We start from the raw sequence: 11,605 nt of genomic DNA, 5'->3' as shown, positions 1-11,605 counted from the left end.
TCAAACGTACCGTTTTCGTCAATTCATCCACCCCTCCAAATTGAGTAACCGCTTAATCATATTCCATAAAAAAAGGCTGAATGGAATGGTCTTTCCCCGCCTGTTTTAGCCCAAAAGCCCCTTCGCGGCCTCCTGAATCGAAACCGGCCTTTTTTCGGTCAAGGATTGCTTCGCCGCCGCCGCGATCAGCTCGGCCATATACGCATCCCGGCCGCTCACCGGCACGTCCTTATTTTCCAAAATCGCGTCAATAAATGCCTCTGTTTCCCGAATGTACGCCTCCTGATAACGCTCCAGGAAGAAATACTTCGGCTTCTCGCGGAATACGCCCTCGGCTGTGCTCCACTCTGCGGAGTTATCGCTGTCATTCGACACGCTCACATTGCCGCCCGATCCGAACACCTCCACCCGCTGATCATAGCCGTATACCGCCTTGCGGCTGTTGTCGATCACACCAATAGCCCCATTCTCGAACTTCAGCGTCGTCACTGCCGTATCGATATCCCCGAGCTCTCCGATGGCGGGGTCCACCAGGACCGCTCCCTGCACATACACTTCCGCAACCTCGCTGCCGGACAAAAACCGCGCCATATCAAAATCGTGAATCGCCATATCGAACAACAGGCCCCCGGAAACGCGGACATAGTCGTAGCCCGGCGGATTCGGGTCACGGGACGTGATTTTAATAATGTGCGGATCGCCCAAACGTCCCTCATTCAAAAGATGGCGAATCTTCATAAAGTTATGATCAAAGCGGCGGTTAAAGCCAGTCTGCAGCTTAACCCCATGCTCCTCAACAATCTCTAGTGCCCGCTTCGTCTGCTTCAGGTCAAAGCTGACCGGCTTTTCGCAGAAAATGTGCTTCCCCGCTTTGGCCGCCGCTTCAATATAAGTGATGTGCGAATCCGTAGACGAGCAGATGAAAATCGCTTCAATCTCCGGGTCTTCCAGCAGCTTGCGGCTGTCTGTCGTCACGGTTTCAATTCCGAGTGCCCGTGCCCATTGTTCAATAAGGTCTACCCGAATATCTGAAATCGCTTTCACATTTGCTCGCTTGCTTCGTGCCAGGTTCTCGGCATGCAGCTGACCGATCCTGCCCGCACCGATAATGCCGATGTTGACTGTTTTCAATTGTCATACTCCCTTCCCCAACTATCATCAAATTTGGGTAACCGCTTAATCTAATTTGATTATAGCAACTCCTTCCGCTTTTGAAAAGGGGGCCGGCTCATAAATTGTGATTCGGCCGTTCAATCCTCCATCATCTCCATAACCTATCCTGCAAAAATAAAACCGCCCCGCCAGCCCCAAGCATACGGGCCGTCAGGACGATGGTTTTAAGCCGTGTTGAATGAATGCTTTGAGCCTTGAGCGGTAACCAAAGGCCTTGCTTTTACAGCCTTTATAAACTGATGCCGCAGGAAGGACAAAACTTGCTTTCCTTCTGTACAATCGTGCCGCAATGGCACAATTTTTCCCCTTTGATGTCGGCGATTTTCAGATCCAGCGCTTTAATCTTGGCATACAGGTCATCAATAAGCTCGCATTGCGCCTTGATCGCGCTTTCCTGATTGGAATCGCCGCCGCCCAGATACGCCTGATACATTTCTTCCCCGATGGCGGCATAGGCCCGTTCAATGTCTCTGCGGTGCGTTGAGATTTGGGCTGACAGGCGGGTAACATCGACCGTTTGCTGGGCTTTGGATTTGGCTGCCGAGGCGCCGTCTTTTATTTTCTTCAAAAAGCTCATGCGCTCCCTCCTTCCCCGTGAATCGTCCGATACCCTACCTTATGAGGCCCGCAGACGCTTTATTCTTCCTCCCCGCAGCGCTCTCCGTTGATGTAATATCCCGCAGGGGCATACACCTTGAACGCAACCTCCAGCTCAGGCACGCCGGCCCCCTGCACATACTTGGTAATCACCGCGGCCAGCCGGCTCCGCACCTGCATCCCGCGCTCAAACCAGGCTACCTCGATAAACGGGTATGTCTCGGTCGTTTTGCCGCCGAACACGGAGGTCACCGCCAAACAATCGATAGTGAAGTTGTCTGTGCCGCACTTGCATACGGCAGCCATCTCCTCCACCAGACCTCCGCTAATACTCGCCATCTGCTCTACTGTAATTCCTCTAACGGTTAACTGCGGCATGTGCTTGTTCGCTCCCTTGTAAGTTTCATCTCTTCGTGCTATCCCTGATGCTGCTCAATCAGCGCCATCTTGAGTCTCCAGGCCTCGGTGCTGACGCTGACGCGGTATCCCTCGGGATTCAGCTTGCGCAGGTATTCAGGCCAAAAATGTGTCAGCTGCTCCGCATGATAGCTTCGGATGTCTTCGAGCGCAGGCAGCTCATAGACAAGCGCGCCATCCCGGAAAATCGGCTGAAGCAGCGGAACCGCCTCATAGTCGTCCATATATTTGTAAAGGTAAGGGTGAATCGGGTCAAACAGCTTGATGCGCTCTCCCTTGCGTACAGCCTCTTCATGATGCAGCGTAATGTAATCCGCCTCCGCCTTGCCCGTTTTCCGGTCGATGATGCGGTAAACATCCTTGATGCCCGGATTCGATACCTTCTCCGGGTTGCCCGATATTTTGATGACCGGAATGTATTCGCCGTTTTTTTGGCGGGCCGCCAGCTTGTAAACCCCGCCCAGCGCAGGCTGATCCGCCGCAGTAATGAGCTGGGTGCCGACGCCCCACACATCGATTTTGGCCCCCTGCAGCTTCAGGTTCATAATAATGTTTTCGTCCAAATCGTTCGAGGCGACAATCTTAACATAATCCAGGCCGGCCTCATCCAGCTGCTTCCGGGCCTTCTGCGACAAATACGCCAAGTCGCCGCTGTCCAGCCGTATCGCGTTCATCCGCTTCCCCTGCTCCTCCAGCATCCGGGCAATACGAATCGCGTTCGGCACTCCGCTTTTGAGCGTATGGTATGTGTCGACCAGCAGGGTCACCCCATCCGGCAGCGCTTCGGCATATTTGCGGAACGCCTCCTCCTCCCCGTCATGGAACTGAACCCAGGCATGGGCATGCGTGCCGCTGCAAGGAATATCAAACAGCATGCCGGCCCGCATATTCGATGTGGCGTGGAAGCCGGCAATGTAGGCCGCCCGTGTGCCCCAAATCGCCGCATCCGCTTCCTGGGCCCGCCGGGTGCCGAACTCCAGCAGCGTATCGTTCGGAGCCACCTGCTTGACGCGCGATGCCTTGGTCGCGATTAAGGTTTGATAGTTCAGGAAGTTCAGCATGGCGGTTTCAATCAGCTGCGCTTCGAATACCCGCGCTTCCACCCGGATTAAGGGCTCATTCGGGAACACTAACGTGCCCTCCGGCACGGCATCCAAATTTCCGGTAAAGCGGAATTTGCGCAGCTCCTCCAGAAATTCTTCCTTGTACTGCTCCCCCTGCTTGCGGAGAAATTCAATCTCGTCATCGCCGAAGCTCAAATTTTGAATGTAATGCACGATACGCTCCAGTCCCGCGCATACCGCATACCCGTTGCCGAACGGAAGCTTACGGAAGTAGGCCTCGAATACCGTTTTGTCATTCCACGAGCCCTGCACCCAATGGGCGTACATCATATTAATCTGGTATTTATCCGTATGAAGCGTCAAGTTGTCGTATGTCATGTTCCGAACCTCCACGAGTGAATGATATCGCGACGCTGCCGCTCTGCATCAAGCTGACCGGCCAGAGAAGACCTGCGGCGCGGATAAGAATGCCTTTTTTTACAATCTCCCGTCCAACAATCCGCCGTCAGCGCTGCCCGCTGCCGCCGCTCCGCCTCATCGAATCCCCTGATTATATTCTTCACCGGCCTTCTAACAAACGATCGGTTACAGCAGACAAAATCATAAGGGTGCCGAGTGTGCCCGGGTAGGCTGCTTCGTCCTTTTTAGTAGGCCTTTACAACCGAAGCCCCCAGCGTGTTCCGGAAATGCCCCAGCGCCCATTCATGCCCTTGCGGGTTAAAGCTCGCTACCGCATCCTCGTGTATTACAAGCCGGAAGCCTTTATTGTACGCATCCACAGCCGTATGCAGAACGCAAATGTCGGTGCATACCCCTATCAGATGCAGCTCGGTAATGCCGCGCGCCCGAAGCTGAAGCTCCAGATCTGTACCGGCGAAGGCGCTGTATCTTGTCTTGTCCATCCAGTATATCGCTGCCTTGTTTGCCTCATAGATGCCATGAAGCGTTCCGTACAAATCCCGTCCGGCCGTCCCCCGGATGTTGTGGGGTGGAAACAGCCTGTGCTCCGGATGATATTCATCCTCGGCATCATGCAAATCCACGGCCATAACCACATATGCTCCTTCTTCAACGAACCGCCGGGTCAGCTCCCCGATACGCTGCTCGATATCGATAGCAGGCTGGCCGCAAGGCAGCGCCCCGGTTACAAAATCAACAGTATAATCAATGACAATAAGAGCTTTCATTCCCATCCCGCCTTTTCAATAATGTTGTTTCGACAGTATTGATTCCGAAAAAGAAATCCCCGTTACAGCTCCAGTAGGGCAAGCAGACACATCGCCCTCTCCAAACCGTCAGTATTACCTAAGTGTACCTCATCAAGACCGCAATTCAAAATATCAATAATGTCATTATGACATAATCAATAAAAATGTCAACCCTGCATTTCACCTGACAAAAAAATAACTTCGAGTTAGGCACAGCCTGTCACCGGAACGCAAAAAAACGGCTTCAGCCCCGCAGCAGGGCTGAAGCCGCTCGTGCCTCGCCTCGTTTCCAGCGCACGCGTCTTCACGTTTGTTTCCTATTAAGGGCCGTCTAGAACCCACAACTGGCTTCGCTTCGTCCGGCCTAAGCGCGGACCAGCCTGAGCGTCCCGTTCTCCTCAGCGACTGTCAGGAAAATCGCCCGTTCCAGAGGACTCTGATTCGGTGTGTGAAGAACTAAGCGCAGCTGCCGATCGGCCAAGTCGCGGAAAATCATGCCGTGTCCGCCGTCGCTTTTATACAGCGGCTCCTCCTCATGAACCCACGGTCCGGTTACCTGTCCCGTCACCGATTTGACAAGGCCGATGGCATAGCTTGTCCCGATATAGCTGGCCCAGATCATCAGCAGCTCCCCGCCTGCTGTCCGGTGCAGGAACGGGCCGTCGGTGACGTACTTGTTCTCCTGTGCCGCGACCTTCTCCGATTCGTAAGGCCTTGTCCAGCAAGCCTCCGTCGCGGAGAACAGCACCAGCGGCTCCCCGAGGGCGGCCTTCAAATCAGCCGTCAGCCGCACTGCGCATATCTGCCCATCGGTGACATCCTTCCATTCCCGGCAAAACACCATCCAGGGCAGCCCGTCATCGTCCAGATACAGTGTGCCGTCCAGCGCATTCCATGCCTCGGGCGTGACCGGGCCTTCGCTGTGGGGATGGTATGGCCCTGTGATGGTGTCTGCGGCTAACACCGCCGTGCCAATCCGCCCGTTGTCCTTTCGCCTGAACGTAGCGAACATAAAGTAACGGCCCTGGTGCTCATACACCTCGGGCGCCCAGAAATTGGTGTCGGAGTAGAAGTCCTCCTCCGGCCGGAACGCAGGCAAGGGACCCTGCCACTGCTCCAAATCCCGGCTGACATACACGTCGAAGCCGGTTCCTTTGCCCCACACGTTTTTGTCTGTGCTGCCGAACAAGTAATAATTTCCTTCACTGGGAACCGGAACGACGAACGGATCCCGGATTTGAATCTCACTGGTAGCTATCATCGTATTCTCCTTCATCATGCGGTGTTCACACCCCTCCCGCGTTCTGTATGAAACTGAACCAGCCTGCTGGCTCCAGTATAAACCGGCGGCCCTGGCAACCGGGAGGGAGAATCCCGCTTGAAGGAGGGAGAATCTGATTGTAATCTTCATCCGCTTACATAACCTGCCGCATCCCCTGCTTCGTAAAGCGGTTTGCGTAGGCGGATGCTCCGTACGAGTACGGCTTGACGCGCGGTGAATACATTCCCATCGCTTCGACCCGATCCACCATTTCCTGCACATAGAGGGAGGTTTGGTTCACCACCGGCTCCGTTCCCGCATCAATATCGATATACGAATACAGCATCGCCCCCTGATAGACATGGGGAAGCAGCAGCTCCTCCATTTGCGTCAAAGGCCCCTCCGCGAAAAAGCCCGCCACCCGCTGGGACAGCGTAGTTTCCAAAACCAGCTTCTCCTTAATCGAGGTCAGCTCCCGGGGAATCGCCACTTGGCTGTAGCAGGCCCAGGCGCCCTTGCCCAGACGGTGGATAATAATCCCCGTCACAAATTTCGTATACCCGCGGTGCACCTGACTGTCGGTGCCGATTACAAAGTGATACAGCGCCTTCGGATCTTGAGACATGAACTGCATAATCCGGTCCTGAACCTCCTGGAGCGACAAGCTCCGCTCGGACACATTTTGAAAAGTCAGCTCATCCAGCATGGAAAATCGTTTCATCATTGTCATCATCCTCACCTGTACAACGTACGTTACATCCTTCCTTCTATTATGTATATGTATTTTGGGGAGCCGGCGGGACTCGAACCCGCGTTCTCCGGTCTGACAAACCGGCGAGAACTCCGCTTCTCTGCAGCTCCGGGATAAACAGAGGAAGGTGGAATCGAACCACCGCTCACGGTGTCAAAGAATACAATTGGGGAGAACAACGGGACTCGAACCCGTACTCGCCGATTCACAGCCGGCTGCGTTGCCTTTTCGCCATACTCTCCAGGGTATAACGACGCATGGGGGATTCGAACCCGCCGAGTCCACGATTGAAAGTCGTGTGGCTTCACCGCTTGCCGAATGCGCCGAATGGAATAAATTGCTGCTTGTGCAGTGTACTGAGATAGGTTTATTGAACCGCTTGCTATTTAAGTCAGGACAGGCGGCGGCCAAGCCGCAGCAGACCGCAAAAAGGCCGCCTCTTCACCTGACGCGCTTTTCCCGGCCCGTTCAAAGGCCCTGTCCGCAGCTTGCCCCCTAGTTACAAGGACGCAAGCCGTGAAGCAGTCGAATCCGTTCCGCGAGCACAGTGCTCAGCGGATACTGCGATTTCATAAGAAAAGCCGCCGTGAATGGGCAGCCTTGTTCTTTCCATATCGGAGCACGCCAAAATGCGTGCGTCAGATGAACCCTTCCTCTAAAACAGGAGGACCCGTGGATGGATCAAGACCGCCAGTATATTCCATCGTATTGTCTTGTGCATATTCGTATCCATGCTCATGCCGGTGCTCATCGTAAGATTTATAATCATAGGCATACTTCTGCTCCTGCGCAGACTCGAAGCCGCTATGAATTCCGTCATACGGATTGCTGCTTAACCATGCTTGCTGTTCCTTGAATATTGTCATCCCGGTGTCCTCCTTTCTTTTGTCAAAATAAAAAGCCGCGCCTGCCGTCCTTCTCCCCGGCTGTTTCAGCCCAAAGAAAAAGACTGCATCCGCAGCCTCACATACCGACCTATTCCAAATAAAGCCTGCTTTCAGCTTCGATATCGGATGGGTACGTGACAGCTACGCCAGACACTAAGGTCCATATAGGATTCATGCTGATCCTGATTGAATTGCGGTTCATATTCAAGATGCTTCTTCATGGTCCTATCCCCCCTTCATGTCCGTTTATGATAAATTTCCCGAATCATTTCATTCGTTAAGTTGTTCCGCCAATAGGCTTATGGTTACAGCGCTCCATGCTGTCCGCCCTTCGACTTGTTCCTATCTTAGCACGGACCGGAATCTTCGTCAACCATTTATTTTCAAATTTGTAAAAAAATATATTTTACGCTAGCATTCAATTCTATCTCATGCCGGTTTGTATTCACCGCCAGTCGGTCCGTCAGCCGATACCGCCTTGCCGCTCATGGCCTTGCCCGCTCGTGCGCCTAAACATAAAAAAAACCGCTGATCCTGATCGGACCAACGGTTTATGGTTAACATCCATTATTGTTTACACAGCTACACGTTCACCCTATGAACTGTACCCGGCAATCCCGTATGAGGCCGAATCCGCATGCCTATGCAATTGTATGCTTTCTCCTGCTGCTGTTCCCGATGGCTTGCAACCCAGCTAACGTTCATCATGTGATTGGCCTCCTTTCAAAAAATGGTATTGCTGTATCTTACTACGCCTTTGAAAAAAATGTCAACCCCTTTGTTTTTTGAAGCCGGGCTCAACGAGTCTCCGTCAAAGCGGGACATGAAGCTCATTCCAAAGAAAGCTTCCAGTCCAGCTGGTTCCAAAGGCTTTTATTGTCCGTAACGAGCTTGTGCACATATCCGGCATGCTCCTCTGCGCTCTCCCGGGTCAACTGGTTCCACCAGAACTGACGGCCCGCCAAATAGCTAATCGCGAACTCAAGCCAGCCTGAATACGCCTTTTGCACTTCAGGTCCAATCAGCATTAAAAGCTCTCGCGCTTCGCTCTCCGTAATGTAGCTTAAGAAAACCCCTTTTTTACACATGTTCGCATAACGTCCCCAATCCCAGGCAGCGATTCCTGCACGAGGCAGTCGGTTCATGTACGCTCGGACAATGCAGGCTTGAGTATATTGGCTGCTGGCAGGAGAAATTGTCTGGATATACGCCGCCTGCTCTGCCTCCGTCATAGAGGACAGAATCCACCGGGTTTTGTCAAAAGAAGACCGGTGCCCGTTATCCCGAAGCTGGCCCAGAGCTTCCTTAAGATCCTCACCGCTCGCAATATTCCAATCCCGTTTGAGCGAGTAAGCGTGCATATCGATATTGTCTTTTGTTCGCTTCAGCTCGTAGTACGATTCTGAGTCCAGGCCGTTCATTTCGTCCAGAATGGCCCCCAATGCCCGGAACCACAAATCTGTCGGACGGAGGTGCTTCGGCTTTGCCTTTGTCATTTTACTGCTCCTCCTCTAACCGGTAATGGAATGCGGGGACACTGCCCATGGTATGCTGCTTCGCTAGGCGTGCAGGCCGCAGTTCTACGGCCGGTGCCTTCTTGCGGAACAGACCAAAGAAAGATTTTTCGCCGCCACCCCTCAGCTGCTGAAAGTGCTGCTTGTAGACGGGATGGGAAGGCTCCTGTTTGCAGGCTTGCTCCGCCCATTGCAGTGCCTTGCCCTTCTCGCCGATCTGATAATAGGCCAAGCTTAAATAATGGCTGGCCCCGCCACCCAACCCGGCGGCCTGCGCCTTAGTCAGCCGTTCGACTGCCTGGCTGTACAGCCCGCTATGGTACAATATTACCCCGCTGTACAACCAAATGGCTGAACCGTCGGCCGGCTCGCCGTCTGCACATTGCGGGTTTCTGGCGATGTCCAGCGCACCCTTCCAGGCCTGACATTCAATGCTAAGCCATAACGCTTCAATCAGCCCCCACGAATCCTTCAAAATAACCGCCAGATGGGAGGATGCCTCCGCTCTCTCGTGCAAATCCTCGCTGCACAGATACGTATACGCCATCATTTGGGCTAGACCGGGGTCGTCAGGGAATTCCTCAGCGCCTTCCTCATACTCCTCCAGGGCCAAATCCAGATTCCCCATCGCACGGTGAATGTCGCCTGTCAGCAAATACGCCATCGGGTCTTCATCGTCATATTCCTTCAGCTCTTCCATCAGCTGCAAGGCACCGGTATAGTTCTTTTTGGCAAAATGCAGCGCCGCTAGCTGGTAGTATGCCAGATGATTCTCCCCATAGGACAAGCCCGTCTTGAGAGCTTCCAACGCCATATCGTATTCCTTGAGCCGAATGTGGCAATCGCCTTTTTGGAACCATATCGACGCCCAGCTGTACTCATGCTCAACCACCGCGGTGTAATCTGCAGCCGCTTGGCGGTACTTCCCGAGCCCGTAATAACAGTGCCCCCGAATCGAATAATATCTCCAGCGGCCGGGATCAATAGCAATCGCCTGGTCCGCCAGCTCCAGTCCCTTCCGCTCATCCTTCTGCTGCCGGTATGCATCTGCGAGATGTATGAGAACGTTGGGATCGTTGCGGTTCATCCCCAGCGCTTCCTGGAAATCGGCTATGGCCTCCGCAGGGCTCTCCTGCTGGAGATATGCCATCCCCCGCTGTATGAGAATGTCATAGCCGTTCTGGCCTTCTTCCTTGGCCAGCTTCCATGCCTGGTTGTAGCACTCCACTGCACGCTTCAGCTTCTCCTGCTGAACATACACGCGTCCAAACAGCATGTGCATCTCTACGTTCATTGTAGTCTGCTTCTCCAGCGTTTGAAGCTCCTTCCGGCAATCTTCGAACCGTTCCAACTCATAGTACAACTCCGCCAGGGCGAAGCGAAGCGTGTGATCTTCAGGCTTCGCGGCCAGTGCAGTCCGCCACAGCAGAGCAATCTGCTTGTTCAGAGCCAGCAGCCGGATTCGGGAATCAATATCATAAGGATGGTGCTCCAAAATGAGCTCCAGCAGGGATTTGGCCTCCAGGCTTCTATCCAGAGCCAGGAAGCATCGGGCAAGTCCGCTGAGTGCCGTCAAGTGATACGGCTGCTGCGCCAGCACCTGCTGGAAATCGTAAAATGCATCTCTGGCCCGTTCCAGCTTGAGGAACAGATTTCCCCGGTGCAGCCGTCCGTCAATATCGTCGGGACACAGCTCAAGCATCCGGTCAAACGCTTGAAGCGCCTGATTCGCATCATCGCACCGTATGAAATACAGCCCCATTAGCCGCAGCAAATCCGGATCAGCCGTAAACAGATCTGATGCCGCTTTCAAATACTGCCCGGCACGCTCCAGTTCCCCCCGCGCCAATGCATATTGAACATTCGCACGAAATTCGATATACGTCTCGCGATCGTCCGTCATGGTCATGCCCGTTAAATATTCATAACGAGGCGAAAAGGGCTGTTTCATTTGCCGAAGAAGCTCATCCACATCGCCTTCCGGATATATTTCGTAAAGCTTCCTTTCCTGCTCGCTCCAGGAAAAAGTGGTATCCAGCAGCTCCCACACCTGCTTCGGGAGATGATAATGCTTAAAAAGGTACTCTATTAGCAGCTGATCCAGCCTCAGCTTCACATCCAGCCGCCAAATGTCCTCCCGCTCCAGTACAGCCCGCCAAGCCTCCGTTTGAATCCGCCGAGGAAATTGCTCATAAATCTGCTGCAGCTCCGCCATCATATTCCCGGCAAGCTCCTCCGCAGACACTGGCCCTGTTTCGTCCAGCTCCAGTGCAGCTGCATGCTGCAGATGACTTTCAGAAGGGCGTACGCTGACACGTTCCTCCTCATCCGGCTTGTCCTCCGCCTGTAGGGAAACGCCGGCAGAATGGGCTTCTTTCATGTATTTCGCTTCACGAAGCGCTTGGTCATAGGCTTCCCGCAACTGCTGAAAGCCTTCCGGATCATGCTCGGGATGGTGGATTCGGAGCATTTTTGCATACGCCCGTTTAATGTCCGCAACGTTCAAGGTAGGCTCAATGCCTAACGTAATCCAGCTGTGATTCATGGCTCATTCATCCTTTTTCGTTCTGACGATTTTTCGAATATGGAAACCGACTTAGTTTTAGGGTTCTCTAGGGTATATCGGATTTCACTAGCGTTGCATTAATTTTCCCTAAATCTTCATAATTTTCTGTATTTATCTCATTCAGACGCAAAAAAATCCTTTACAATGGATTGGCAGGTAGTTCCTGT

Annotated in this window: 10 protein-coding genes and 3 tRNA genes; all 13 read right to left on the bottom strand. The window is 53.4% G+C overall.

Going from position 1 to position 11,605, the window contains the following annotated elements; translation table 11 throughout:
* Positions 1-105: 105 nt before the first annotated feature.
* Positions 106-1,131: an inositol 2-dehydrogenase gene (gene iolG / locus WBG83_RS14285; RefSeq protein ID WP_336745791.1), complete on the bottom strand. Its 1,026-nt coding sequence runs from the start codon at positions 1,129-1,131 to the stop codon at positions 106-108.
* Between the two features lie 271 nt (positions 1,132-1,402).
* Positions 1,403-1,750 carry a zinc ribbon domain-containing protein gene (locus WBG83_RS14280; RefSeq protein WP_336745790.1) on the bottom strand — a complete coding sequence of 116 codons (348 nt, stop codon included), beginning with the start codon at positions 1,748-1,750 and terminating at the stop codon, positions 1,403-1,405.
* A 59-nt stretch (positions 1,751-1,809) separates the two neighbouring features.
* Positions 1,810-2,148, bottom strand: a complete 339-nt coding sequence (locus tag WBG83_RS14275) for a DUF1904 family protein (RefSeq protein WP_336745789.1) — start codon at positions 2,146-2,148, stop codon at positions 1,810-1,812.
* A 38-nt stretch (positions 2,149-2,186) separates the two neighbouring features.
* Positions 2,187-3,629, bottom strand: coding sequence for a nicotinate phosphoribosyltransferase (locus WBG83_RS14270; RefSeq protein WP_336745788.1), 1,443 nt, complete (start codon positions 3,627-3,629; stop codon positions 2,187-2,189).
* 266 nt (positions 3,630-3,895) lie between these two features.
* A complete protein-coding gene (locus WBG83_RS14265; protein WP_336745787.1) occupies positions 3,896-4,438 on the bottom strand; it encodes a cysteine hydrolase family protein in 543 nt (180 codons plus the stop codon).
* Positions 4,439-4,823: 385 nt separating this feature from the next.
* Positions 4,824-5,720, bottom strand: coding sequence for a glycoside hydrolase family 43 protein (locus WBG83_RS14260; RefSeq protein ID WP_336745786.1), 897 nt, complete (start codon positions 5,718-5,720; stop codon positions 4,824-4,826).
* Positions 5,721-5,874: 154 nt separating this feature from the next.
* Entirely contained in the window at positions 5,875-6,441 is a 567-nt protein-coding gene (locus tag WBG83_RS14255) for a ribonuclease H-like YkuK family protein (RefSeq protein ID WP_336745881.1), read from the bottom strand.
* A 67-nt stretch (positions 6,442-6,508) separates the two neighbouring features.
* Positions 6,509-6,581, bottom strand: a tRNA-Asp gene (locus tag WBG83_RS14250).
* A 57-nt stretch (positions 6,582-6,638) separates the two neighbouring features.
* Positions 6,639-6,712 (bottom strand) — tRNA-His (locus WBG83_RS14245).
* A gap of 10 nt (positions 6,713-6,722) precedes the next feature.
* Positions 6,723-6,796, bottom strand: a tRNA-Glu gene (locus WBG83_RS14240).
* Between the two features lie 313 nt (positions 6,797-7,109).
* Complete coding sequence (locus WBG83_RS14235) at positions 7,110-7,337, bottom strand: hypothetical protein (RefSeq protein WP_336745785.1); 228 nt, start codon at positions 7,335-7,337, stop codon at positions 7,110-7,112.
* A gap of 851 nt (positions 7,338-8,188) precedes the next feature.
* Positions 8,189-8,854 (bottom strand): DUF1266 domain-containing protein, encoded by a 666-nt coding sequence (locus WBG83_RS14230; protein WP_336745784.1) that lies wholly within the window; start codon positions 8,852-8,854, stop codon positions 8,189-8,191.
* 1 nt (position 8,855) lies between these two features.
* Entirely contained in the window at positions 8,856-11,417 is a 2,562-nt protein-coding gene (locus WBG83_RS14225; protein ID WP_336745783.1) for a J domain-containing protein, read from the bottom strand.
* Between the last annotated feature and the right edge of the window lie 188 nt (positions 11,418-11,605).

Source organism: Paenibacillus sp. y28 (assembly GCF_037137075.1).
Classification (GTDB): domain Bacteria; phylum Bacillota; class Bacilli; order Paenibacillales; family NBRC-103111; genus JBBBNV01.
The sequence above is the reverse complement of the archived record's forward strand: the minus strand, read 5'-3'. Positions and strand labels throughout refer to the sequence as shown.

Excerpts from the sequence above, each read along its gene's own strand:
- WBG83_RS14255 (WP_336745881.1), bottom strand. The coding sequence starts at position 6,441 with ATGAAACGATTTTCCATGCTGGATGAGCTGACTTTTCAAAATGTGTCC.
- WBG83_RS14275 (WP_336745789.1), bottom strand. The coding sequence starts at position 2,148 with ATGCCGCAGTTAACCGTTAGAGGAATTACAGTAGAGCAGATGGCGAGT.
- WBG83_RS14235 (WP_336745785.1), bottom strand. The coding sequence starts at position 7,337 with ATGACAATATTCAAGGAACAGCAAGCATGGTTAAGCAGCAATCCGTAT.
- WBG83_RS14260 (WP_336745786.1), bottom strand. The coding sequence starts at position 5,720 with ATGATAGCTACCAGTGAGATTCAAATCCGGGATCCGTTCGTCGTTCCG.
- WBG83_RS14270 (WP_336745788.1), bottom strand. The coding sequence starts at position 3,629 with ATGACATACGACAACTTGACGCTTCATACGGATAAATACCAGATTAAT.
- WBG83_RS14230 (WP_336745784.1), bottom strand. The coding sequence starts at position 8,854 with ATGACAAAGGCAAAGCCGAAGCACCTCCGTCCGACAGATTTGTGGTTC.
- WBG83_RS14225 (WP_336745783.1), bottom strand. The coding sequence starts at position 11,417 with ATGAATCACAGCTGGATTACGTTAGGCATTGAGCCTACCTTGAACGTT.
- WBG83_RS14280 (WP_336745790.1), bottom strand. The coding sequence starts at position 1,750 with ATGAGCTTTTTGAAGAAAATAAAAGACGGCGCCTCGGCAGCCAAATCC.
- WBG83_RS14265 (WP_336745787.1), bottom strand. The coding sequence starts at position 4,438 with ATGAAAGCTCTTATTGTCATTGATTATACTGTTGATTTTGTAACCGGG.